The 25,264-nt window shown below is 37.9% G+C and carries 24 protein-coding genes and 2 riboswitches; of the genes, 4 read left to right on the top strand and 20 right to left on the bottom strand.

Features of this window, described 5'->3' with window-relative positions:
- Nucleotide 1 precedes the first annotated feature (1 nt).
- The 3 genes from BMX63_RS15180 to BMX63_RS15190 all read right to left on the bottom strand — a co-directional run bounded on the left by BMX63_RS15180 (nt 2) and on the right by BMX63_RS15190 (nt 4,147).
- Nucleotides 2–1,012 carry an ABC transporter substrate-binding protein gene (locus tag BMX63_RS15180; protein ID WP_093137127.1) on the bottom strand — a complete coding sequence of 337 codons (1,011 nt, stop codon included), beginning with the start codon at nt 1,010–1,012 and terminating at the stop codon, nt 2–4.
- 522 nt (nt 1,013–1,534) lie between these two features.
- A complete protein-coding gene (locus tag BMX63_RS15185) occupies nt 1,535–2,992 on the bottom strand; it encodes a catalase (RefSeq protein WP_093137128.1) in 1,458 nt (485 codons plus the stop codon).
- 324 nt (nt 2,993–3,316) lie between these two features.
- Entirely contained in the window at nt 3,317–4,147 is an 831-nt protein-coding gene (locus tag BMX63_RS15190; protein ID WP_177167348.1) for a patatin-like phospholipase family protein, read from the bottom strand.
- A 276-nt stretch (nt 4,148–4,423) separates the two neighbouring features.
- Here BMX63_RS15190 and BMX63_RS15195 point away from each other — a divergent pair, with 276 nt between their 5' ends.
- Nucleotides 4,424–4,804: a hypothetical protein gene (locus BMX63_RS15195; RefSeq protein WP_093137132.1), complete on the top strand. Its 381-nt coding sequence runs from the start codon at nt 4,424–4,426 to the stop codon at nt 4,802–4,804.
- A 167-nt stretch (nt 4,805–4,971) separates the two neighbouring features.
- Nucleotides 4,972–6,171, top strand: a complete 1,200-nt coding sequence (locus BMX63_RS15200; RefSeq protein ID WP_093137133.1) for a DUF819 family protein — start codon at nt 4,972–4,974, stop codon at nt 6,169–6,171.
- A 188-nt stretch (nt 6,172–6,359) separates the two neighbouring features.
- Here the strand turns inward: BMX63_RS15200 and dapA are convergent, their stop codons facing one another.
- From dapA to BMX63_RS15230, 6 genes are all read right to left on the bottom strand, one after another.
- A complete protein-coding gene (gene dapA, locus BMX63_RS15205; RefSeq protein WP_093137135.1) occupies nt 6,360–7,256 on the bottom strand; it encodes a 4-hydroxy-tetrahydrodipicolinate synthase in 897 nt (298 codons plus the stop codon).
- A gap of 104 nt (nt 7,257–7,360) precedes the next feature.
- A riboswitch (Lysine riboswitch) is annotated at nt 7,361–7,539 on the bottom strand.
- 138 nt (nt 7,540–7,677) lie between these two features.
- The gene (locus tag BMX63_RS15210; protein ID WP_093137136.1) at nt 7,678–9,168 is read right to left on the bottom strand and encodes an MDR family MFS transporter; all 1,491 of its coding nucleotides are present in this window, start codon (nt 9,166–9,168) and stop codon (nt 7,678–7,680) included.
- A 338-nt stretch (nt 9,169–9,506) separates the two neighbouring features.
- The gene (locus BMX63_RS15215; RefSeq protein ID WP_093137138.1) at nt 9,507–10,247 is read right to left on the bottom strand and encodes a P-II family nitrogen regulator; all 741 of its coding nucleotides are present in this window, start codon (nt 10,245–10,247) and stop codon (nt 9,507–9,509) included.
- The gene (locus BMX63_RS15220; protein WP_093137139.1) at nt 10,244–10,972 is read right to left on the bottom strand and encodes a DUF1538 domain-containing protein; all 729 of its coding nucleotides are present in this window, start codon (nt 10,970–10,972) and stop codon (nt 10,244–10,246) included. The genes BMX63_RS15215 and BMX63_RS15220 overlap by 4 nt, the downstream gene beginning before the upstream one ends.
- A complete protein-coding gene (locus BMX63_RS15225; protein WP_093137141.1) occupies nt 10,969–11,661 on the bottom strand; it encodes a DUF1538 domain-containing protein in 693 nt (230 codons plus the stop codon). The genes BMX63_RS15220 and BMX63_RS15225 overlap by 4 nt, the downstream gene beginning before the upstream one ends.
- A 319-nt stretch (nt 11,662–11,980) precedes the next feature.
- Nucleotides 11,981–13,240, bottom strand: coding sequence for a molybdopterin molybdotransferase MoeA (locus tag BMX63_RS15230; RefSeq protein WP_093137227.1), 1,260 nt, complete (start codon nt 13,238–13,240; stop codon nt 11,981–11,983).
- A 160-nt stretch (nt 13,241–13,400) separates the two neighbouring features.
- On the opposite strand from BMX63_RS15230, the gene BMX63_RS15235 reads away from it, so the two are divergent.
- Nucleotides 13,401–13,913, top strand: a complete 513-nt coding sequence (locus tag BMX63_RS15235) for a MogA/MoaB family molybdenum cofactor biosynthesis protein (RefSeq protein ID WP_093137142.1) — start codon at nt 13,401–13,403, stop codon at nt 13,911–13,913.
- A 4-nt stretch (nt 13,914–13,917) separates the two neighbouring features.
- Here the strand turns inward: BMX63_RS15235 and BMX63_RS15240 are convergent, their stop codons facing one another.
- From BMX63_RS15240 to BMX63_RS15290, 11 genes are all read right to left on the bottom strand, one after another.
- Nucleotides 13,918–14,382: a hypothetical protein gene (locus tag BMX63_RS15240; protein WP_093137144.1), complete on the bottom strand. Its 465-nt coding sequence runs from the start codon at nt 14,380–14,382 to the stop codon at nt 13,918–13,920.
- Between the two features lie 116 nt (nt 14,383–14,498).
- Nucleotides 14,499–15,854 (bottom strand): acetyl-CoA carboxylase biotin carboxylase subunit, encoded by a 1,356-nt coding sequence (locus tag BMX63_RS15245; protein ID WP_093137145.1) that lies wholly within the window; start codon nt 15,852–15,854, stop codon nt 14,499–14,501.
- A 243-nt stretch (nt 15,855–16,097) separates the two neighbouring features.
- Nucleotides 16,098–16,586 carry a cyclic pyranopterin monophosphate synthase MoaC gene (moaC, locus tag BMX63_RS15250; protein ID WP_093137147.1) on the bottom strand — a complete coding sequence of 163 codons (489 nt, stop codon included), beginning with the start codon at nt 16,584–16,586 and terminating at the stop codon, nt 16,098–16,100.
- A gap of 35 nt (nt 16,587–16,621) precedes the next feature.
- The gene (gene moaD, locus BMX63_RS15255) at nt 16,622–16,864 is read right to left on the bottom strand and encodes a molybdopterin converting factor subunit 1 (RefSeq protein ID WP_177167349.1); all 243 of its coding nucleotides are present in this window, start codon (nt 16,862–16,864) and stop codon (nt 16,622–16,624) included.
- Nucleotides 16,857–17,345, bottom strand: a complete 489-nt coding sequence (locus tag BMX63_RS15260; protein WP_093137150.1) for a molybdenum cofactor biosynthesis protein MoaE — start codon at nt 17,343–17,345, stop codon at nt 16,857–16,859. Before BMX63_RS15260 ends, moaD begins: the two co-directional genes overlap by 8 nt.
- A complete protein-coding gene (gene mobB, locus BMX63_RS15265; RefSeq protein ID WP_093137152.1) occupies nt 17,338–17,838 on the bottom strand; it encodes a molybdopterin-guanine dinucleotide biosynthesis protein B in 501 nt (166 codons plus the stop codon). Before mobB ends, BMX63_RS15260 begins: the two co-directional genes overlap by 8 nt.
- A 26-nt stretch (nt 17,839–17,864) precedes the next feature.
- Nucleotides 17,865–18,956, bottom strand: a complete 1,092-nt coding sequence (locus BMX63_RS15270) for a TDT family transporter (protein WP_093137154.1) — start codon at nt 18,954–18,956, stop codon at nt 17,865–17,867.
- Nucleotides 18,957–19,348: 392 nt separating this feature from the next.
- Nucleotides 19,349–19,720 (bottom strand): RidA family protein, encoded by a 372-nt coding sequence (locus BMX63_RS15275; RefSeq protein WP_093137155.1) that lies wholly within the window; start codon nt 19,718–19,720, stop codon nt 19,349–19,351.
- Between the two features lie 149 nt (nt 19,721–19,869).
- A complete protein-coding gene (locus BMX63_RS15280; RefSeq protein ID WP_093137157.1) occupies nt 19,870–20,733 on the bottom strand; it encodes an MBL fold metallo-hydrolase in 864 nt (287 codons plus the stop codon).
- A gap of 136 nt (nt 20,734–20,869) precedes the next feature.
- Nucleotides 20,870–21,136, bottom strand: a complete 267-nt coding sequence (locus BMX63_RS15285) for an AbrB/MazE/SpoVT family DNA-binding domain-containing protein (protein ID WP_093137159.1) — start codon at nt 21,134–21,136, stop codon at nt 20,870–20,872.
- 283 nt (nt 21,137–21,419) lie between these two features.
- Nucleotides 21,420–23,480 (bottom strand): thioredoxin domain-containing protein, encoded by a 2,061-nt coding sequence (locus tag BMX63_RS15290; protein WP_093137160.1) that lies wholly within the window; start codon nt 23,478–23,480, stop codon nt 21,420–21,422.
- 283 nt (nt 23,481–23,763) lie between these two features.
- Nucleotides 23,764–23,864, top strand: a riboswitch (purine riboswitch).
- A gap of 98 nt (nt 23,865–23,962) precedes the next feature.
- On the opposite strand from BMX63_RS15290, the gene BMX63_RS15295 reads away from it, so the two are divergent.
- Complete coding sequence (locus tag BMX63_RS15295) at nt 23,963–25,258, top strand: NCS2 family permease (protein ID WP_093137162.1); 1,296 nt, start codon at nt 23,963–23,965, stop codon at nt 25,256–25,258.
- Nucleotides 25,259–25,264 lie beyond the last annotated feature (6 nt).

The raw sequence follows: 25,264 nt of genomic DNA on the forward strand, positions 1-25,264 counted from the left end.
ATCACTTCTTTTCTAACATGACATTGGTGATTTGGCTGGCGAATGTTTCGGCAGATAGCGGGCCACCAAATGTCCACGTATCTCCTGGTAATTGATAAAGTCTGTCATTCTTTACAAAATCAAGATTTTCCCAGGCTGGATTACCGCTTAATTGATTTTCAAACACATTATCGTCTTCCTGAACAATATAAAAGAAATGGGCATTCTGGAAGTTTTGCAGTGCTTCTACATCCGTCTGCTTATAACCATACAACTCCCAATCAGTCTCATCATAAGCATTTTGTAAGCCAAGCTTCTCCATTATTTGGGTTGCCATTCCATTGTCCGTAAACAGACGAATCGTAGGAGTGTTCTGTCCGCTATAGGCTTGTGTTAACACAAAAGGTGTATTATCAAAGCCGTTATCGACCAGTTTCTGTTTGGACTCTTCAAATGTATCCTCCATATTAGCTAAAACCTCTTCAGCCTTATCCTCTTTGCCCATTACCTTGGCAATTTTGTTGAAGGTACTATTCATCTCCTGATATTGATCCCCTTGCCCTTTTTCAGGATAAGGGTTAAAGGCTAATGTTGGTGCAATCGATTCTAAATCTTCCATAATCGCATCATGTCTGTAACTTGCCGTAATAATCAAATCGGGGTTTAAACGTGAAATCGCTTCAAGATTCGGCTCCTGGCGAGTTCCAACATCTTTAACTTTATCAGATAACTTCGGTTCAATATTTACCCAATTATGATAACCTTCAATGTCTGCCATTCCTACTGGCTCAACACCTAAAGCCAATAAATCTTCTGCATAGACCCACTCAAGTACGACAACTCGTTTTGGAGTCCCTTCAATCGTTTTCTTATCATAAACATCTTCAATTGTAACAGAAGCCTGTTCATTTGTAGAGTCTGATTCGTCTTTATTCTGATTGGCCTTCGAATCATCCTCTTGATTTTCTGTATTTCCACATGCTGCTAAAACAAGCACAAGACCCGTTACCAGAACTAAAAAGAACTTTTTCACCTCGTACTCCTCCCTCTATATGTAATTTTCTAGTTGTAAATACCCCATTTAACATGTGATAATCTGTCAATCAACAACTAATTCACGGAATATTCTAACTAATTGAAAAAGATTATCAATTAACTAATCAATGATAATGATAATTATATTCAATTAGAAAGTCAACTGGAAGTTTATAATTTTTCATCAATTTTGAAACATCTTTTCGTTTAGCTAGTATTTATTATCGTATCGTTTGGCTATATTAGAGTCTATGAAATTTTATTTTGCTATTTTGCGGAAAATATTAACCAAGTAGCGTTATTTTATTTACTGCCAACACATATTTATTTGTCAGCACCTCCATTGTTTGCCGTAAATATCGATTTATTGTGCTGCAATCAACCATTTCTTTGCCAAACTGCTACCTTACTAGTACGCCTCACCTGTCCCACTGCGACCTAATACAAAAAAACCGCCCCATTAAGGACGGTTTTTCTGAGAATGAGATTGAGAGATGAAAAGCGAAATCTAATTCTTAAATTATTTTACACCTTCTGGTACAGCAACGCCTAGTCCTTCAGCAACACGGCGGCCATACTCTGGATCACACTTATAGAAGTTTTGAACTTGACGTTCTTTTACTTCTTGACGAACAGGGTTCATAAAATCAACAACTGTTTCTATTAGACGATCTTTTTCTTCATCAGACATAAGACGGAATAAATCGCCAGCCTGTTGATAATGATCTTCATCATCGTAACCAACAGCTTCAGCAAAACCATTTACCTCATAGGAAGCTGGTTTCGCTTCAGGTACTTCTTTTGGTCCATTAAGACTATTAGGTTCATAGTTTGGTGCACCACCGTTATTTCCGTCGAAACGTAGGTAACCATCACGCTGATAGTTATTTACTTCTACTTTTGGACGGTTAACTGGAAGTGCAGTATGGTTTGCACCAATACGATAACGATGTGCATCTGCATAAGAGAACAAACGGCCTTGTAGCATCTTATCAGGAGAAGCACTGATTCCAGGTACAAAGTTTCCTGGTGAGAATGCTGCTTGTTCTACTTCTGCAAAGTAGTTTTCAGGGTTTTTATTAAGAGTCATGCGACCTACTTCAATTAATGGATAATCTTTATGTGACCAAGTCTTCGTTACATCAAATGGATTGAAACGATATGTCTTCGCATCCTCTTCAGGCATAATTTGTACATAAAGCGTCCAAGAAGGATAATCACCTTTTTCAATGGCATTGTAAAGATCTTCAATGTGGTAGTCTGGGTTTTCACCAGCCATTTTATCCGCTACATCATTGGTTAGGTTTTTAATGCCTTGATCAGTCTTGAAGTGGTATTTAACCCATACAGACTCTCCTTCATCATTGGTCCATCTGAATGTATGACTTCCATAACCATTCATATGACGCCATGTAGCAGGAATACCACGATCACCCATTAAATATGTTACCTGGTGCAAGGATTCAGGTGATAGAGACCAGAAATCCCATACAGCGTCAGGGTCTTTTAAGTGTGTTCTTGGGTTACGCTTTTGCGTATGGATAAAGTCTGGGAATTTAATGGCATCGCGAATGAAGAAGATTGGTGTGTTGTTACCAACTAAGTCATAGTTTCCTTCATTCGTATAGAATTTCACTGCAAAACCACGTGGGTCGCGTACAGTGTCAGCAGAGCCAAGCTCACCCGCAACAGTTGAGAAACGAATAAACATGTCTGTTTTCTTACCAACTTCGGATAAGAAATCAGCTTTTGTGTATTTAGATACGTCGTTGGTTACTTCAAATGTACCATAAGCTCCTCCACCCTTGGCGTGTACAACACGCTCAGGTACACGTTCACGGTTAAAATGAGCCAGTTTTTCCAGCAAATGAACGTCCTGGATAAGTGTTGGGCCTTGCGCTCCTGCTGTTTGTGAGTTCTGGTTGTCTGATACTGGGGTACCAGTACTCGTCGTTAAGTATTTTTTGTCTTGAGCCATTCTTTAATCACCTCATATTTTCAAAGATTTTACCCACTTAAAATTATAATATATATAGGTTTATAGTCAATACTTTTTTATAATTATTATAAATAACTTATGAGCATTTCCTAAAATATATCTAAGATAAGTGTTGCGGATTTCTGCCAAAAAGGAATCGTCAGTACATTTTTACTGTACAAAATGTAAGAGAGATTATCAATTAATAGGAACTAAATAAAAATATACTTCAGTTTCTTTATGTATCATTATAAAACTAAGAGAGAATAGATTTCTAATAAAATGCTTATGCAAGTTTCATGGATTTAGGACATAAAACGATTATTAGCAGGAAAATGTTTCAATTAAATTGTCCATTCGCTCTTTTGTATGAGAGTATCCTAGTTCAACACAGCGAGAAATTTGTTTAAAATCAAACAATCCTACATCCCCTAAATCTGGTTTTAAACACATAGTGGCTTTTGTATAATCTTCTCTCATTTGAGCCTCTAATAAAATATTCATGGACTGGTTTAATATCGTTGACATATCATCATAAGGTTCCGTATTCGAAAATGTTGAGATAGGATCAATGGCTAATACCTTCTCAGCGCCCAACCCTTTAACAATATCAACCGGACAATTTTTTAGCATTCCGCCATCAATTAAAATGTAATCATTCCAACGCACAGGCTGATACATAATTGGAATTGAAGCACTTGCTCTTACTCCTCTATCAATAGGCATATCTAATAGTGTTTCAAAGTCTTTTATAAGATGAGAGCTAATCACGATTGTTTGCTGACTTCTAAGGTCTGTAGTCGATACAGCACAAGGGATTTGGCAAGCTGAAAAAGTATCATCTCCTGTCAACTGATGAATAAGTGACTGCAGCTTTTCCCCCTTTACTCCTCCATCTAAATTCCGATGAAAGAAGAGAAAACGGCGACTAATCCCCTTCCAATCAACATCTATATGCGAGTTACTCAGCTGTTGAAGCTGAATTTCAATCTGACAGGGTGTATATCCATATGCATAAAGAGCAGCTACAATGGCACCTGCACTCGTTCCAGCAATATGACTAATTTGAATGCCTTCTTCTTCTAATGCCTTTAAAACACCTATACATGCAAATTTAGGTACAGCCCCACCAGAAAGCGCAACACCTATTTTCATTTTCATCCCTCCTTTACATCACTACTAAAAAAGCTAAGCATATACATATGCTTAGCTTTTTTAGGTATTTTTAGTTTTGTAATACAGTTTCATACATCCTTGTAATCATTCTCCTTAATAAATGCATCCGTTACGGTGTACAGATAATCCTGGATCTTTGATTCCCACTAAATATTTCTCCTTTTGTTCTCTCTGCTATATATACACATTTTTTACCACACAATTACATGTTTGATGTGTAATGGGAAACCTATAGTTTATAGGGAGGAATTTAATATGAATGATTTTCTAAATGGTTTATGGAAACAGGCAAAAAAGAAGACAGGAAAATGGGCAGAAACGGTAAAAGCTGCTCTACAACGAATGCAGGGAACAGAGCACATTACCATTCACGACTTGGCCACCGTTCTCTTATTACACCCCGAAACACAAATAAAGCAAGAGGAATATTTGAATCTAATCTTTAATGATTGCTATTTAAAACTAAATAAGTTTGAAGTTTATTTAGAAACAAAAGGCAAAAAACACCAGCAAATTCTTGGCTGCCGAATTATGAAACAGGGACAACCCCTTATCCACTATCAATCCTATCGTGCAAAAGATGACAAAATTGCATTACCTTCTGAAGTCAGTGTCTCACTTTCTCATTATTCATGAAGGATGTGGAATCTTCCACATCCTTTTTCCTTATAGGAGGTTGGAGATATATTCCTTTGCATATGGAAAAATAGGTGTGCTAAAATTTATTTTTCTTACATGTGTGATTGTTTGTAATTTCACAATTCAAAATGTCACAATATTTTCACCCAGAAGGAGTGTACAGCATGAATAATGGAGAACCATTGATACAAGAGCCGATGGCGGTTTTTGCTTATTTAATCGCCATTGTCGGAATGATGTTTATGTTATCAACTGTAAATAATAAAGGAATCCAGAAGTTTTTCAAATATGCACCACCTGTGATTTGGATGTATTTCTTACCGATGCTTTCCACTACCTTTGGAATTATTCCTCAAAGTTCTGATTTATATAGCTTCTTAGGTACTTATATCCTGCCTGCTGGTTTATTACTATTAATGATTAGTACCAATGTTCCGGCTACTTTTAAACTCGGGGGAAAAGCGGTTTTAGTATTTTTAGCTGGAACTTTAGGGGTGGTCATTGGAGGTCCGATTGCCATTGGCTTATTCCAGGGTATTTTACCTGAAGATACCTGGAGAGGAGTTGGAGCCCTTGCAGGTAGCTGGATTGGCGGTTCGGCGAATATGGGAGCTATGCTTGAGGCATTTCATACACCTGATGATATTTTAAGTCCGATTATCTTAACAGATACACTGGTTGGAATCAGTTGGATGGGAGTTATGATTGCTCTTGCCAATTTCCAGGATCGATTTAACCAATGGAATAAAGCAGATAATTCCACGATTAAAAAAGTAAACGAAGAAATTGCATCTGATATTGAAAATAATGCAAAGCCTTTGCAACTACCACAACTATTTGCGATTATCGCCATTGCTTTTGCAGGTTCTTATCTAATTCGAATGCTTGCGAAAATGGACTTCATTCCAAAAAGTGATATTATGAATGTTTCAACCTGGACATTTATTATCATTACAGCTATCGGAATTATTCTATCTTTTACAAAAGTTCGTAATCTCGAATATTATGGAGCCAGTAAAGTCGGGTATCTTGGGATTTTCCTTTTCCTAACAAGTATGGGAGCCCAGGCCAATCTGGCTGATATTGTAGAAGCACCGCAATTTATTTTAATGGGAGCCGTATGGCTTTCGATTCATATTATCACGATATTTACAGCTGCACGACTACTCAAAGCCCCATTATTCTTCGTTGCAGTTGGTTCTCAAGGAAACATTGGAGGAACAAGCTCCGCCCCCATTGTTGCCTCTGTATTCCAACCAGCTTTAGCCCCAGTTGGTTTATTAATGGGAATACTAGGTACTATTGTTGGAACTTACGCCGGCTTGTTAACAGGTAAATTGGCGCAAATGGTGATTGGTGGATAAAGCTCTCAACATTAAGTTACAATCTTACTTCTTAAAAAGATCGCCTATGAAAAGGCGATCTTTTTTATTGGCTGAAAAACAGTACAGATTTATTTTTTCCATACAAATTCATATTTTTTACGATATTTATCAGTAGTAAAAAACCAAAAAAAGAGAATAAGCCTATGCCTATTCTCTAACCATAATTATCATCCAGCAACTTCATTCGTTCCAATTTGATGATTAGCCAATACTTTGTACAATGAAGCTCGTTCCGTATCATTTAAAGGCACAAGCGGCAAACGTACACTTCCCACTGGTATTCCAATTCGATTTAAAGCTTCTTTTACAGGTGTTGGACTAGGTGCTGCAAACAACTCCTTCATTAACGGCAGAATATGGCGATGGATGGCTGCAGCATTAGCCACATCTCCGTTTTTATAATGATTAATCATTTGCTGCATCTCATTACCAATCACATGTGAAGATACCGATACAATACCTGTTCCTCCTACAGAAAGATGTGGTAATGTCTGACTATCTTCACCACTATAAACCGTAAATTCATCCGGGGTATGTGTAACAATCTGAGTGACTCGATCTAAGTCTCCACTCGCTTCTTTTATAGATACAATATTCGCAATTTGTGATAAACGACTAATGGTTTCCACTTCCATATTTACAACGCTTCGTCCAGGAATATTATACAGCATAATCGGAAGTTGGGTACTCTCCGCAATCGTATGGAAATGCTGATACATTCCTTCCTGAGAAGGCTTGTTGTAATATGGGGTTACAAGCAGTACTCCATCTACACCCATTTCTTCTGCTTCTTTTGTTAAATCAATGGTAGCTTGTGTATTATTAGAACCTGTTCCGGCAATAACCGGCACTCTTCCATCTACTACATCCACAACAAACTGGAAAAGCCTTACTTTTTCATCATGTGATAAGGTTGGAGATTCACCTGTTGTCCCCGCAACGACTAAACCGTCCGAACCATTAGCGATTAAATAATTGACTAATCCTCTCGTTGCCTCCAAATCCAGATTATCATTTTGATCAAATGGTGTTACCATAGCTGTTAATACTTGACCGAAATTCATAGCTTCACACCCTTTTTCTAAGGATTTTTTAGGTGTGGAGGACCAAAATAAAAAGCAACAACGAGAGAGCCGCTGTTGCAAATAGAACATATACCAGTTCTAAAGCATTAGATAGCCCTCCATATAGTCTCCTATATGACAGTCCTGCCTTTATTCAAAAACAGAACCAGCTTCAGGATAATGAGACTCCCTCCACTTCGGCAGATTCCCCTTTTCCCATGCTTCAGCGGAGCTCATTCTCCTCCACATGAGTAATCATGGTCTCTGCACCTCTATCCTTACTTCAAATATATTGAAAATAAGAATGTATACGATTATTACGTATAACATAACAGAAATAAAACGATTTAACAAGGATATTTTTGTTTTTTTAAGGATTTTTTATCTCACAGCTTGTGTTCTACCTTATTTATTTGGCTTACTAGCCTTCATTTACTGTTTGGGTTGTCGATGTCGTTACTTGTTGGTCAGTTTTCTCTTTCCTCCCTTTCTTTTCTAAAAAGAACGAAAGAAGCATACCGCCAAACGATAATACAGAAGCTAAAATAAAGGCTTGATTATATCCGCTAAGAGAAGCTTGATTCATCACTTGTTGTTGAGCTTCAGCCTGCGTTAGACCCTGTAAGCCTTGCATATTTGGTTCATAATTTTTTGCAGCTGTTGTCATAACCGTCATGAGAATTGCCGTTCCAATGGACCCGGATACTTGTTGCATCGTGTTAGCCATTGCTGAACCATGGGCATTCCATTCTTGTGGCAACTGATTTAGACCACTTGTCATAACAGGCATCATAGCCATTGATAAACCAAACATTCGAATGGCATAGATAACAGATAGGAATACGAATGAAGTATCCATAGATAAATTTGTAAACATAAAAGTGGTTATTCCTACAATAGTAAGTCCAGTAACAGCCAATTTTTTAGCACCGATTTTATCAAACAATGATCCTACAATTGGAGACATAATCCCCATAACGATAGCACCCGGCAATAGCATTAAACCAGATTCTAGTGGACTAAATCCACGTGTATTTTGCATGTATAACGGGAGCATGGTCTCTGCACCAATCATTGACATTATCACCACCATGGTGACAATTAATGCTATGGTAAAACGGCTAAATTTAAATACTTTAAACTCTAACATCGGTGTTTTCAACTTCAACTGGCGCCAAATAAACAAGGCGATAATTACAGCTCCACCCAATATAGTGGTAAGCACAGTCTTATCTGTCCAACCATCTTCACCTGCGCTACTGAAACCAAATAATAACCCACCAAATCCAAATGAAGATAAGAGAATGGATAAAACATCAATTTTAGGATAGGTTAATTTTGTAACATTTTTCACTGCAAAATAAGCGAACACAAGATTTAAAATCGCAATAGGTAACACTACGTAAAACAAAGACCGCCAGGAGAAATATTCTAAAAGCCACCCTGAAAGTGTTGGACCAATAGCAGGTGCAAAGGCAATGACCAGACCTGCAAAACCCATTGCTCCTCCTCGTTTATCAACAGGAAAAATCGTAAGAACTACTGTCATCATAAGTGGAAGCATGACCCCGGATCCCACGGCCTGGATTACCCGAGCCGTAAGTAATAGTGGAAAGGTATGAGAAATAGAAGCTACTAATGTTCCCAAAGTAAAAATACTAATGGCCGTTAAAAATATCTTTCTCGTACTAAAACGCTCAATTAAAAAAGCTGAAATAGGTATCATAACCCCATTGGTAAGTAAAAAGGCTGTCGTTAACCATTGAACTTTATTTTCAGTTATTCCAAAGTCATTCATAATTTTTGGCAGCGCTGTTGCCAATAAGGTTTCATTAAGTAAAGCAAAGAAAGCACCAATAAGCATAACCGCAATCATTGGGCCTTTTTTAAACTCTTGTTGTGTTTCCGTCATTTTACTACCTCCTAATCCTATTTGTTCTCGTATCTCAGTTGAAACCTTTCCTATTTAGCATTTATTCAGGCGGTAAAACGTTAAAACGCCGTCATGGATATTGATATCATCATCACTTAGACAGTCACTTAAAAAGTCTTTTATACCAATAAAAAACCAATCAGTCACAACGAATGACTATTTGGTCACGATATGTATCATACCTACTATCCAATCATTTGTCAACAAAAAATTCCACAAAAAATTAAAGGACTTCATTTAAAGCTAACAAACAGAAGAAAGATAAATGGAGAAATCAACGTAAAAAAACTAAGCCCTTAAGGACTTAGCTATAAAGTCTATTTTTTTACCTCATTATACTTTTCATTTACCATGTGATTTAAAAGATGATTAATCCCTACCGTACGTTCAACTTCCATTACAAAGGCAATTCCTTTTCCAGGTTTATTTAACTCACCTTCTTCTTCTATAGCTTCCAGTACGTCGTTCGTTTTATCCCGGCTTATTAAAGTTAATACCACTTCTTTTTCCGGCTCAATTAAAATATTAAAAAGTTTTGCCTTCTCATGAATGCCTGTGCCACGTCCGTTAATTATAGTACCACCTTCAGCACCAGCAGATTTAGAGGCTTCTACAACCTGATCCGAATCACCTTTATTTACAATCGTTACAATAAGGTCATATAACACCTTTTGATCTTCTAACATATCGCTTACCCCCTCTTCCTCTGAGGCTTCCCTATCCACCTCAAAGCCTAGCATATGGCAAACACCTGCAATGTTTTTTGTATCTAATACAAAGCCAATCCCTTGTCTTGGCTGATTCAGATTTACTGATTCTGTTATCGCTTTTAAAACGCTTTCATATATATCATTTGGAACGAGGGTTAAGATTATAGCTCTTTCACGTTCCACAGGGATCCCTAATACTCTTCTTTTTTCATTCATTTTTATACCATTTCCCAAAAGGGTGGTGCCCCCCTGGGCCCCAGCATTTTTGGATTCCTGAATAATTTTTTTCGCTTTATCCTTCTTTACGATGGTGACGATTACCTTTTGACCCTGATTCAAAATCGTCATTCCTGCCTCTTCTCCTTTCTACCGAATAAAATTCCCAACGTCAAAACAGATAGAATCGGAGCGAGTGCAACTAAAGCGACCATTCCGAAACCATCAAGAAGAGGATTACGCCCTTCCGTAACAGAGGAAATACCTACAAACATCGCTAATATAAATGTTGCAGTCATTGGGCCAGTGGCAACACCGCCCGAATCGAAAGCAATTAACGTAAAGACTTTTGAAGAGTAGTTTATCATGATTAACGCTATTATATAACCTGGCAGAATAAAATACCATAGGGAAATTCCATAAATAATTCGAATCATGGATAAAGCAACAGCTAACCCAACTCCAATAGATAAGGTATAAAGCAGCACCTTTTGAGGAATATAACCAGCCGATACCCTTTCAACCTGTCGATTTAAGACGGCTACCGCCGGTTCAGCATAAACAGCGAAAAACCCTAGAATAAATCCTACGAGAATAAGAAACCATTTGTGTGGGAAGGTGCCTAATTTTTCTCCCATTATTTCACCAACTGGAAGAAAACCGATGTGTACACCCTGTAAAAAGAAAGCTAAACCAAAATATGATAGTAAGAAGCCTATTCCAATATCCTTAAACCTTCGAATAGGTAATTTTAAAAAGAAAACCTGAAAAAATAAGAAGACAATCAAAAGTGGTGACAGGGCCATGGTGACATCAACGAGCACATCACCAAAACCTTGAAATATGTGTATATTCATCCGTAGATAACCCCCAATAACAGGACCGATAAGATGGGACCGATAGATGCAAGCCCAATAAGCCCAAATCCATCTCTAGAGGCTGATTTTCCTCGCAGGACAGATGCCACCCCTAATCCTAATGACAGAATAAAAGGAACCGTTAATGGACCCGTTGTGACTCCACCTGAATCAAAGGAGATGGGAACGAAAGTCGGGGGTGTGAAAGCAGCCAATAAGAATACGAGGCCATAACCAACAGCAAGCAAATACACTATCTTAACATTAAATATAATACGAAATATGGCTAATGAGACAAAAATCCCTACCCCTAGAGCCACAGACAAAATCAAGATACTCTGGGGGATTTCTCCATTTGAGACCTGATCAATCTGCGTCGATAAAACCCGCACATCAGGCTCTGCTATTGTAACCACAACGCCTAAAACAAAAGCGAAAAAGAGAATCATCAACAGGCTTCGAGTCTTGGATAATGCCGAGCCAATCATTTCCCCTACAGGCTGTAATCCTACATTTACACCTAACAAAAACAAAATAAGGCCAACACTAACTAAAACCGAACCAATTAGAAACTGGATAAATAATTCCATAGGAAGCCATATAATGGTAAATTGCAAGGCTGTAACCACTAATGTAATCGGTAAAACAGAATGAATCACTTCCATAACAGTCTCTTTAATATTCTCCATATAAAACCTTCCTTCAAGTTGTGATGTAATGTGTCCTGGTGGTAAATACATTCTTACTGGAAAAATAAAGCAGATGCATAAATAACAGAATTTTTATGCATGGTGCAGAAGTTTTAAAAACCATAGAGGACTCTGTGAAATCCTTATGAAGTTCATCAGGAAATAAAGCTTAAAATACTCACCTGGAAATGAGGGATAAACTTGAGGTCAAACCTTTACTACTATTATATTAACAGAAATATAAGAAAATTCTCTATTCATTTGCACAAATGCTTACCCTCTCACGAAATAAAGGATGTAAAGAGGAATCCCTACATCCTTATACCGGTATAACATTGACTTTTTCACCCGCCTTCATCCCCGTTTTGGTAGGTGGAATGACAATGAGCGCATTGGTATCTTTCATGGATAAAAGTGCACTGGATTGATCGAGTCCAACGGGTTGTGCCCACAGTTCTCCATCCTTTACTTCATAATATCCTCGTAAAAAACGGGGGAAAGCATTTACTTTTGTATAATTCACTTTCAAATAGGCTGTTTGTTTGTCCTGAACTCCCAGTCCACCAAGCATTCGTTCGATGGAAGGCTTTACAAATAGTTCAAAACCAACATAGCTGGCCCCTGGATTTCCCGATAAACCAAATAGGATTTTATCTCGGAATACACCTGCTGTAGTTACACTGCCTGGACGCATTTGAACTTTATTAAACAACGTCTTTCCTTCCCAATTGAGAAATATGTCTGTCATAATATCATAATCTCCAACAGAGACTCCACCTGTTGTTATGATCATATCCAATTCCTGATTTGCCAAAAGGGATTGCAATTTTTTCCTGGCAGCATCCACATCATCAGGAAATTTTTCAATTATAACAGGCTCTCCACCATTATGCTGAATTTGTCCTGCTATCATATATGTATTGCTATTACGAATTTTGCCCATTTCTAATGGTTCATCTACTTCCAGTAATTCCGTACCAGTAGATAAAACAGCTATTTGGGGTTTCTTATAAACGGGTACCTGTGAAAATCCTAAAGAAGATAAGACAGCCATCGCACCTGGGTTAACCTCTGTTCCTTTAGTTAAAAGGACTTCTCCTTCAGCTGTTTCCTCCCCAATCGGTGTAATATTTTTTCCCGATTGAATCGGTTTGGTGAATTTTACATAAGTGCTTCCGTTCCTTTCTTCCTGCTCCGTTGCTTCTAGCATGATTACACTATCTGCTTCTTCTGGTACCATGGCTCCAGTCATGATTCGGGCCGTTTGTCCACTTTCAAGCCGCCGACCTGGTACCTCGCCACAAGGAATATCATCGACAAGTTTTAAGTAAACCGGGGATTGTTTAGAGGCCTGTTCTACATCTTTAGATTGTACTGCATATCCATCATAACCAGAACGACGAAAATGCGGAACGGGATGCGAGGTCTGTATGTCCTCAGAAAGCGTTCTTTTTAAAGATTTTTCAAGTGAAACCTTTTCTGTTTTAGCCTTAGATATGTACGAAATAATGGATTGAAGAGCATCCTCCACTTTAACTGCTTTACGACGAAATCTTGTTAATGGCTGATTTTCACTCATCAAATCTCCCTTTCTATTAATAGAGTCAGGAAAGTCCAAGCATTTTTCATCCCCTTGGTACCATTTTAATGCTATTACTATTTTATCATTCTCCTATCTTCAAAAGAACTACCGATTATAATAAACTGTGAATATATAGTAAATATTAGGAGGAATAAAAGTGGGCGTTCATGATCACCGACAATCGTCACCGGCAATCGTTCCATGTGCGATTGTTACTCTATCGGATACAAGAACAGAAGAAACAGATAAAAGCGGAAAACTTATAAAAGATTTGCTTACGGAAACGAACCATAAGTGTGTTGATTATCAAATCTTACATGATGATTATCATTCCATTCAGAATATCATTAAAGATTTATCCAAACGTGAGGATGTGCATTGTATTCTTCTTAATGGAGGAACAGGAATTTCTGTTCGGGATACGACTTATGAAGCCGTTCGTGATTTACTCGAAAAAGAAATGCCAGGCTTTGGTGAAATTTTTCGAATGTTAAGCTATCAAAAAGATATTGGCTCCGCTGCCATATTAAGTAGAGCCACCGCAGGCATCTATCAAAACACAGCTATATTTTCCATGCCTGGATCTTCAGGTGCAGTTAAACTTGCGATGAAAGACATTATTCTTCCTGAATTATCCCATATCCGGCATGAAATAGAAAAACAATTGTAGAGCATCATGCCTCTTTCTTCTGTTTAGAGATAAGCAATTGATAACTATAAAGGAGAAGAGCATACCCTATATAAGTCAAAAATAGATAAACAGCTTTAAAATTGACAAACTTATAAAGATTATACCTTTGGAAAAGTGGATTCAATAAAAAAGAAAGAACAATATTCAAAATGGAATTGACAACGACATAACGCCGAAAATTCCCAAAAGTAAAGTGAAAAATCCAAAGGGTTCCAGCAAAAAAAGGACCAAACACAAAAGATAAATCATTAAAAAATCGTTTCACTATATTCCCGCTGACCATCCAAAACTTATATCGAAATGAAACAGAGCAAAATAATAAGACAAGTCCGGAAGTAAATAAGGATACGGGGAAATAGTTTTGCAAGGATTTTTTCGGATATAAAATGAAGGACAGCCACGAAAGTACAAGAAGACCTAAACGAATAATGGATGGAAGCATCTTCATCTATTACTCCTTTTTTCTTTACGTTTTGTAAAAGGGGCTGGTCTTATTCCAGCTTTTTTACATATACGCTAAAAACTGACCTGAACAAGCTATCCAGGTCAGTTTTGTTCATTTTATTAGAATTTTGCATGCTGTCCCTGTAAATATTTCGATACAAAGTCTGTTGTTGTATCCCCTGATTGAAAGGCTTGATGCTGAACAACATCTATTAACATCGGAATATTTGTTTTGATACCTTCCACTTTATAATTTTCCAGTACATTTAATAAGGAGTGTATGACTTCATCACGGGTCTTTCCCGATACAACTAGTTTTGCAATCATTGGATCATAAAAAGGCGTAACCTTTGACTGAGAATGGACGGCTAATTCATGACGGATATTTTCTCCTTCAGGGTAGTTCAGTTCTGTGATTTGGCCTGGAGAAGGAAAGAAGGTTTTAGGATCCTCGGCATAAATCCGAACCTCCATCGCATGTCCTTCCTTTTTAATCCTAGTTTGTTCTAACGTAAGAGGTTTTCCACTTGCAATCCGAATTTGTTCCTCAACTAAATCAAGACCTGTTATTTCTTCAGTAACAGGATGCTCCACCTGAAGTCGTGTATTCATTTCAAGGAAGTAAAAATTCTTTTCTTCATCGACTAAAAATTCAATCGTCCCAGCGTTATAATATCCAATCGACTTCGCACCTTTCACGGCTGCCTCACCCATTCTTTTTCTTGTTTCTACATCTAAAAACGGTGAAGGAGCCTCCTCTACTACCTTTTGATGACGCCGTTGAATAGAGCATTCCCGTTCCCATAAATAAACGGTCTCTCCTGCTTGATCGGCCAGGACCTGAATTTCAATGTGGCGAGGGTTGGAAATATATTTCTCCACATACATCGCTCCATCTCCAAAGAAGGTTTGGGCACGTTTTTGATTGCCTTCAAATGCTTTTTTTACCTCTTCCTCGTTATGAGCGATTTGCATTCCAATTCCCCCACCACCCGATGAGGCTTTTAACATAACCGGATATCCCATTTTGTTGGCTACATGTGCAGCCTCTTCTGCATCTTCAAGGGGATACTGAATACCGGGAACCACAGGCACTCCTGCTTCCTGCATCGTTTTTCTTGACTCAATTTTGCTTCCCATTTTCGCTATTACTTCAGGAGATGGACCGATAAACACAATACTATCTTCCTGGCAGCGCCTTGCAAAATCAGGATTCTCGGACATTAATCCATATCCTGGATGGACAGCCTCGGCTCCAGACTCATGAATCACTTCAAAAATACGGTCCATATTCAGATAGCTCTCCTGTACTTGATTTCCACCTACTTGATAGGATTCATCAGCCATCTTTACATGGAGACTTCCTGAATCTGCCTCAGAATAAATCGCTACAGTTTCAATCCCTAGCTTTTTACATGTTCGAATGACCCGTGCTGCAATCTCCCCACGATTGGCCACTAAAATTTTATGAAACAATCTTTTCCCTCCTTTTACTTCCAATAAAATGTTTATACCTTATTATCTATCATAATATGTTAACGCTTACATTTAAATGATATATCTATAGATTATTCTATTTTTAACAAACGGAAGCTTGTCACTAAGAAGGAAATTAGTTCTTTTTTTGATTGAAGCTCGCTTTAGGTCAATATGGTCATTACATATCATAGTAAAAGAAGCTTGGCTATCCAAGCTTCTTTTTGGCTGATTCACTGTTATTTATGGTTCTATTGTTGAGTATCTTTGATAATGACCACTTTTCCCGCCATCTTTTTCAATAAGATAAGTTGGTCCAAGCTCCATGCTCTTATCCATTGCCTTACACATATCATAAATCGTCAATCCGGTAACACTTGCTGCTGTTAATGCTTCCATTTCCACACCCGTGGATCCTTTTGTTTTAACGGTTACATAGATTCCAATTAATCCTTCTTCAGGGAACTCAAAATGAATATCCATTTTGGTTAACATTAAAGGGTGACACATAGGAATAAGGTCAGAGGTTTTCTTTCCCGCCATAATCCCTGCCGTTTGGGCTACAGCCAGCACGTCCCCTTTTTTCATGTTCCCTTCTTGAACCGCTTTCCATACGGTTTCCTTCATTTTAACTTGTGAGTACACAACAGCTTTTCGCCCTGATTCATCCTTATCAGATATGTCGACCATGTTGGCTCTTCCCTGCTTATTAAAATGGGTAAACTCTGACATGTAAACACCTATCTTTCTATTCCTGTTTTTAAATTTTATCCCCCGCTCACTGGAGGAATGAATGCGACTATATCATGATCTGCCAGTGTTTCCGTTCTCTCTGCATATTCTTCATTTATGGCAACCATCGATTGCGCTAATTCACTTTTCGCACTTGGATATTGTGCTTGAAGCCACTCGGTTAATTGATCAATCTGCCAATTTCCAGCTTCTTCAATCACCATCTCACGTTCTCCTATTTTTTCAGCAAGTCCTGCAAAGAATAAAATTTTAACCATTTGCTTCCCCTCCATCTATTGGTTCACCTTTAGGATAGGCAATGGTTTCCTGTTGATTACCAACCCATGACTCCCCATTTGTCCAAAATTCCTTCTTCCAAATCGGAACCATCTGTTTAATACGCTCGATGCCATGGCGGGAAGCTTCAAAAGATTCGTTTCGGTGTGGTGTGGACACTGCGACAATGACTGCTATATCGGAAATGTCCATTCGCCCTATTCGATGTTGAATAGAAACACATGCCTCAGACCATTTTTCCTTAATTTCATTTCCAATTTTCTGAAGCATTTTTTCAGCCATTTCATCATAGGCTTCATATTCTAAATACTGTGTTTGCTTATCCCCCGTCCATTCTCTTACAGTACCGACAAAAAGATTAACTGCACCTGCTTTTGGATTGGAAACATGCTGTATTGCCATTTCCGTCGATAGTGGTTTTTCTGTAATGACAAACGGCTTATCAAAAACCTCATCACTCATCCATATTTCTCTCCCTTACATTTTGGTTTAAAAAATAACACAACTGCTGTTTATCTTCTATTGAAAAAACAGGATAGTCTAACCAACCAGTCGAAAACCACGTCATACAAGCCATTATATTTGAAAGCCCTGCTAGTAATTCCTGGTCCTGATCCTCTTTTAACATCACCACTTTGGGATAGTCAGCTTCTTTAAAGCCTTCTACAAAGATGATGTCTGCTTCCGATTTCATAAACGCTATCATTTGATGTAAGGTCATAGGACTTTTCTTTAAAATTGCCGACTTTTGCCCGGATGTAATGGCAGTAATGGTAGCACCAGCCTTACGATGACGCCATGTGTCCGTTTTTTCATGATCCATTTCAAAATTATGTCCATCGTGTTTAATCGTACCTGTACGAAAGCCCTGTTCAGAAAAATAATCCACTAGTTTTTCAATTAACGTAGTTTTTCCTGTGTTTTTATAGCCCACCACCTGAATAACATTGGTCAAGGTCTCCCCTCCTCAGAAATCACAAATTACTCAGTAACAAGGTTCTTTTTATTCAGAAGGCTTTTTCCTTTAACAAAAAGAATACTTTCATAGATAATAAAAAATAAAATGATCCAAGCGCCTGCAATGAGAATAAACACACGAATAGAAGGTAAAATACTCGCTGTGACCCATGGTAATTCTGTAGCATCAAAAGACAACGTAAAGGCGTATAACATACCAAATGTAAAGTTTCGTGACCACTGTGTTACATTATATGAGCCAATCCCTTCTTCAAAACCTAAGTCTCTAATACGAACCCATGCCCGGTAAATCTCGATTATCTCTACAGCTACATACCAAATCAGAACCCAAAACCAAATAAACAGAATATAAGGGCCAGGAACAACATCAGATAATGTACTGGCAAGTCCTGTAATAGACATGGCTCCATGTATAATACAATTTGTATTTGGCCAATCCTTTTTGATATCCTGTACTTTGCTATTCATATATCTCCTTGCAATATAAATAAAACCAATAATGTAAAAAACAACTCCCAGGCTAATAAAAAATAGATAAACAAAACCTGGAATTTGGTCTCCAAATAATGTTGAGAATAAAACAACTAAAGATTCAGTACTTACAGTTGATAATAAGACAGACCCATGAACATGCTGAAACTTTTCCTGTTTCCAAATATAGACAAACCTCTTCATAATAATGACAACATAAAAAACCCATAAAAACAAAGCGATAAATCCCATTACATAAGCTAAAATGCTGAATTCTGGCAGACGATTAGCCACTACGACGCCTGTTACAGAAGTTCCGGCAATCCAGGTACCTACAGCAAAAATCTGCATAGAATTCTTAAAATGATCCGACCTTTTTTCTTTATGAGCAGCTACATTTAAATAGGAAGAACCTATCGTAATCCAACATAAAATAAGAAAAATACTTAATAATTGATATATACGGGATGGAAAGGGAAGTTCATGTAATGCTCCCATTATAAAAATCCCATAGGCCATCACAACTGCAGCAGAAGCTGTTTCCGATGGCGAATGACTGAAAAACTTTTCCTTAATAAAGTAAAAGATGATACCTGCGATGATTGTCCAGAGAAGTAACTCCATCTCTATTCCCCCAAGTACTATATAAACTGGTTCATGTATAAAATAACAGTAATGATTAACAAATGGATTGGCGAATCCACTTGTTTTAAAGAGGAATTGGATATACCATGGTCTATTATGAATATACTCTTGCTTCCATTGTAAAGCATTTTGTCTATGTATAAACATTTTAAATGGAACAATCCTGGTAAATTCATTCATAAACAGATAAAAGGCTTAGGAAAAACCTAAGCCAAAATTCGGTATATTTTAGTTATTTTTTAAAATTTATATCCTAATAAGTAAAGTACCGCTCTTGTCGTATAAGGACAAAACCCGAAGAGCAGTTTCCTTTATGATGAGATGATTTTCATAACTTGGTACTTAAAGGTATTTGGAGTATATTCCCGGAATTATTTATATGCTACTGCATCAATTTCCACAAGAACATTTTTTGGCAGGCGGCTTACTTCAACAGTAGCACGTGCTGGATAAGGCTCGTCCAAAAACTTGGCATAGGTGTCATTAATGGTTGGAAAATCATCCATGGATGTTGTGTAAATCGTAAACTTTACAACGTTCGAAAATGTAAGTCCTGCCTCCGTTAAGATGGCCTCGATATTTTTCATAACTTGCCTGGTTTGATTAACGATACCACTTGCAATCTCTCCACTGTCCGGATTTATCGGAATTTGTCCGGAAACATATAAGAATCCCCCTGCCTCTACAGCTTGTGAATAAGGACCAATTGCCTGCGGTGCATCAGTCGTTTGAATCGTCTTCATGTTATCACACTCCTAAACGGTTATTATCCCCTATTTATAACGTGAATTTCAAAGATTGTGAACCCTTTTTAATCAAAAAATGTTATAAATAGAAAAACTGCCTCTTCCCACATCGAGACAGTTCATCCTATCATCCTAAAAAATAATCTTTAATGCTCCTGATTTTGTCCGTCAACATAACGCCCATAATCGGGAATTGCCAATTGATCAAAGTGCTCAGCCAATTGTTGCAATTGAGTGGATAACTCCTCTCCGGACATAGGAATACCATGACCAGCGACGGCTACATTTGGTTTTAAGGCTTCGAGTTTTCTGACAGAATCCCGTGCCGCCTGCCAATCTGTTGTTAAATAACGTGGTGGACCACTTATTTCCTGGTCCTGAACCATCACTTTAAAAAGAGATTCCTGCTTAACGGTTACAAACGCATCCCCGACAATTAACGAACCATCCTGTTCCCGGAAAAAGGATACATGACCAGGGGAATGTCCAGGAGTATGTATCCACTTCCATTCACCAAGATGTGGAACACTGCCATCACTCGGTAAAGCTTGCACGTGATCCCCCAGATTTATCGGTTCATTTGGAAAATAGGGTGACATCTTAGCCACCATGCCCCCTTCTACTGTAGGATCAGGTTCAGGATAACTCTTCTCACCAGTTAAAAATGGGAGTTCGGACTGATGAGCATAAACCGGAACATCCCAATGCTCAACTAAATCCACAATAGCTCCTACATGATCAAAATGGCCGTGTGTCAGTATAATTCCCTCTGGTGAACGATCCTCACCAAAGCGTCTTACTACTTCACTGATAATATCATCTGCTGAACGGGGCATACCCGCATCTATGAGCATCCAGTTATCTTCTTTCGGTTTCCCGACAAACACTACATTTACTACCTGAATCGGAAAACAATAAATATCTGGGGTAACTGCTTGTCCTACTCCGCTTGTAAGGGATGTCACAGGGATAAAACGATGGTCATCGCTATATTCCATATAATCCGTCATACTTTCCCTCCTCTTGAAAATGAACTATCAATAGTTTTTCATTTGGTAGAGAAAGTATGAATGTACATTATATCTTCTTGAAAAAATAAACAGGAAACGATTGGTTCCTGTTCCTTTTTCATGAAAATATATAGATTTAAACCTCCTGAGGTTGTCCCATGCTTTTAATCTCTTCTGCACACTCATAACATACTTTCTTTCCTTTAAAATCAACAGTATCCTTTACATTATCACATATAACACACGATTCATGGGAGCGAAACTTTTTCAAAACAATCATATCGTCATCCACGAAAATTTCAATCGGATCCTTAATGTTAATATCCATCGTACGTCTAAGTTCGATGGGAATGACAATACGCCCCAACTCATCTACCTTCCTTACCAATCCAGAAGCTTTCATATTTTACAAAATCCTCCCTATTTAAATAATTTTTGTTTTTCTTCCCATTTATTTATATAAGTAAACTACTATTTACATAGTTTATCAAAAAATTTCCACTTTTCCATTAACAGTTATATTACAATTGAAATTAAAGCCATATACCTAGATAGAAACACCTATTGCTATTTAGCCTTTGATTCCTTTTTACATTAATTATTATCTTAATCAGTGTTTATCCGCAGAGCTCCAATCATTTCTTGTCCTAAAGAAAAGGCGTGCACTGATATTGCACGCCAGGAGTTTAAGAACGTATGGTTTTTATTGCTTCATCTATATCAGTAGTTGGTCGCTTGCAAGCAAAATTTTCACATACATAAACAGTTGTCTTGCCCTCCATTTGATAATATTCTTTAGCGAAAGGAGCTACTTTTCCTATTTCCTCTTCTGATTCCCCGACCAGGACAAAAACACCGGGTAAAAAGGACTGGTTTAGTTGCGAGAGGAGTTTTTCACGGTTTTCATCTCTCTTATTTCCTATAATCACAACTTCCTTTGTTGGATACTCGGATAATAATAGACTTTGTAAAAAATATGTACTGCCAGAGGCATAATGTTCGATTTCTTCCTTAAAACTGTAGTACATCTCCTCTACTCGGTCTAACCATTCCCTTTCTCCTGTCAAATTAGCCATTTTATGCAGCATTAAAATGGCTACGCTATTTCCTGATGGAATGGCACCATCATTTACTTCTTTTTCCCGTGCAATTAATGTCTCACTATCGTTACCGGAAAAGTAAAATCCCCCCTCTTCTTCATCCCAAAATAATGAAAAGAGATCCTGAACAATTTCTTTTCCCTTTTGCAGATAGGCTAAGTCATAGGTGGAGCTGTAGAGTTCTACATAAGCCCAAAGTAAAAACGCGTAATCATCTATAAATCCTTTATTTTGTACCTGACCATCACGGTATCGGACCATTAATCGTCCATCTACAAACAAATGCTTCTCAATAAAATTCATCGCTTCTTGAGCTTGTTCAACGTAACGCTTTTCATTAAAAACTTTTCCCGACCGCGCCAATCCTGCAATCATAAAAGCATTCCACGCCGTTAACACTTTGTCATCCACATGAGGGTATACCCTTTTTTTCCGTTCTTCAAATAGTTTTAATCGGGCACAATCCATTTCCTCCTGCAATTCCTGTGCAGTCATTTGATATTTCGCGGCGATTTTCTTCCAATTGGTACGAATGAGATTCGGTATATTTTTTCCTTCAAAGTTTCCGGCTGGGGTAATATGGTAGACCTCTGAAAAACGTTCGCCTAGGTCATCCCCTAACACGTCAAAAATTTCTTCTTCGCTCCATGTATAATACTTCCCTTCTATACCTTCTGAATCCGCATCAATAGCCGAAAGAAAAGCACCATCCCCGTTTTTCATTTCCCGTAAAACAAATGAAATAACCTGCTCGCTTATTCGCTTATAGTCCGTGTTCTTCGTTAACTGATATCCTTCTGTGTAGGCCAGTAAAAGTGCAGCCTGGTCATACAGCATTTTCTCAAAATGAGGAACCAGCCATTTTTCATCCGTTGAATAACGGGTGAAACCAAAGCCAATATGGTCAAACAATCCTCCATCAGCCATCGACTTTAACGTTTTTTCAACCATTTGCCTGGCCGGTGTTTTATCTGTAAAGTGATAATACCTCATTAAAAACATTAAATTATGAGCCGACGGGAATTTCGGTGCAGATCCAAATCCTCCATCCTCTACATCAAATATTCGGCCCAGCTGTTTATAAGCTTTATGGGTAATGTCTATCGACAGCCGTTCCGCTGCTTTTTTCTGCTTGATTTTTTCAAATGCATTTATCACACTTTCTGTCACTTCTGCAATATGCTCCGGATCCTCTTTAAACTTTCGATACAGCTGTGTTACCACTTCTTTAAAGCCTGGCATTCCATACTTACTCTCTATAGGAAAATATGTACCTGCATAAAAAGGAACCTTATCTGGAGTTAAAAATACACTTAACGGCCAGCCACCGTGTCCCGTCATCATCTGACAGACCTTCATATAAATGGAATCTAAATCCGGACGTTCCTCCCGATCCACTTTTATTGATATAAATCGCTCATTAAGCAGCTCTGCCATTTCTTCATCTTCAAAGCTCTCATGCGCCATGACATGACACCAATGACAGGTTGAATAACCTATTGATAAAAAAACAGGCTTTTCTTCTTTCCTCGCCCTTTTAAAGGCTTCTTCACCCCACGGAAACCATTTAACAGGGTTATGTGCGTGTTGGAGTAAGTATGGCGATTTTTCATGGATTAACCCATTCGAACGTTTATCATCTGCCATTAAAAAACCTCCCTAAAATTATATGATAAAGCAGGACTCTATTTTACATAGTGTGATTAATTGTAAAGCCCTATTCAGAAAGAAATGACACTCTTGATTCTTTCTACAATATTTTTCTCCCATTATAACCATGATATGACAATTTGAACTCCCTGGGAATATCGAAACCATTAGTTAATAGGAATTCAACTATATACTTCTGATTTTTATGAACTGAATGAATTAGGTGAAAGTTTCTATTCCCATTGACGTACAAGTATAAACTTGATACTATTTTTCTATTATTTAAAAGAATATCGAACCTTGTATAAGTTCAGGAATATGGCCTGAACGTCTCTACCAGCTACCTTAAATAGCTTGTCTACAGGGAATGGAAACTTTTGATAGGTTAGACTATCTTCTATTCCTTTGTAGATAACTTTGGCTGCTTATAGTCAAAGTTTTTTTCGTTTAAACCACACAGAATAGGAGATGCAGACATCATGAATAACTTTTTTCATTTTTCAGAGCGAGACACATTCTATAAACAGGAAACTATGGCAGGTATAACAACTTTTCTATCAGTAGCTTATATTTTAGTAGTTAATCCTCTTGTCCTAAGTCAGTCAGGCATGGATAAGGGTGCTGTTTTTACAGCCACAGCACTTACAGCTATTATTGGAACTTTACTTATTGGTTTACTGGCTAATTATCCGATCACCATTGCACCAAGCATGGGTTTAAACTCCTTTTTTACGTTTTCGGTTACAATTGGAATGGGTATCGAATGGCCAGTTGCTTTAACGGGGGTTTTTATTGCGGGAATTATTTTTATGATCTTAAGTTTAATGAAAATCCGGGAAAAAATTATTAACGTCATCCCAAAAGATTTAAAACATGCTGTAGCCTCGGGAATCGGATTTTTTATAGCATTTATTGGATTAAAAAATGCTGGAATTATTGTTTCTGATTCCGATACATTTGTAACCATTGGTAACTTAACCTCTCCCATGACAGCACTAGCTGTACTTGGTCTAATCTTAACCGTATTTATGTTAGTACGTGGGGTAAATGGAGGAATATTCTATGGAATGGTGATTACCACCATTATAGGGATGGTTGCTGGCGCCATTAACATCCCCTCATCCTTTGTTGGGAAGATTCCTAGTCTTGAACCAACATTTGGGGTTGTATTCTCATATTTAAATCAAAGTTTCAGCGCAGAATTAGTAGCCGTTATTTTTACCTTTTTGTTTGTTGCCTTTTTTGATACAGCCGGTGCTTTAATTGCCCTTACCAGTCAAGCAGGAATTATGAAAGACAATAGAATCCCAAACGCAGGAAGAGCACTGCTCGCTGATTCTTCAGCTGGTGTTATGGGAGCTATTTTAGGAACATCCACACCTGCTACTAGTGTTGAATCATCAGCAGGTATTGCCGTCGGGGGCCGAACAGGATTTACTTCTGTAGTGATTGCAGCTTGCTTCGCCATTGCTTTATTCTTTTCACCTGTTCTTTCCGTTATTACGACAGAGGTGACAGCTCCTGCGCTCATTATTGTGGGATCACTTATGGCAAAGCAAATCAGCAACATCAATTGGGGTAAATTGGAGGTTGTAATTCCAGCCTTTATGACCATTATCATGATGCCTCTTACTTCGAGTGTAGCTACAGGTATTGCGTTTGGTTTTATTCTTTATCCATTATCCTTAGTGGCACAAAAGCGTTTTAAAGAAGTTCATCCGATTATGTACGTGCTATGTTTGTTATTCGTGTTATACTTTGTGTTTATAGCATAGAACATT

Source organism: Salinibacillus kushneri, from assembly GCF_900111405.1.
Taxonomy (GTDB): Bacteria; Bacillota; Bacilli; order Bacillales; family Alkalibacillaceae; genus Salinibacillus; species Salinibacillus kushneri.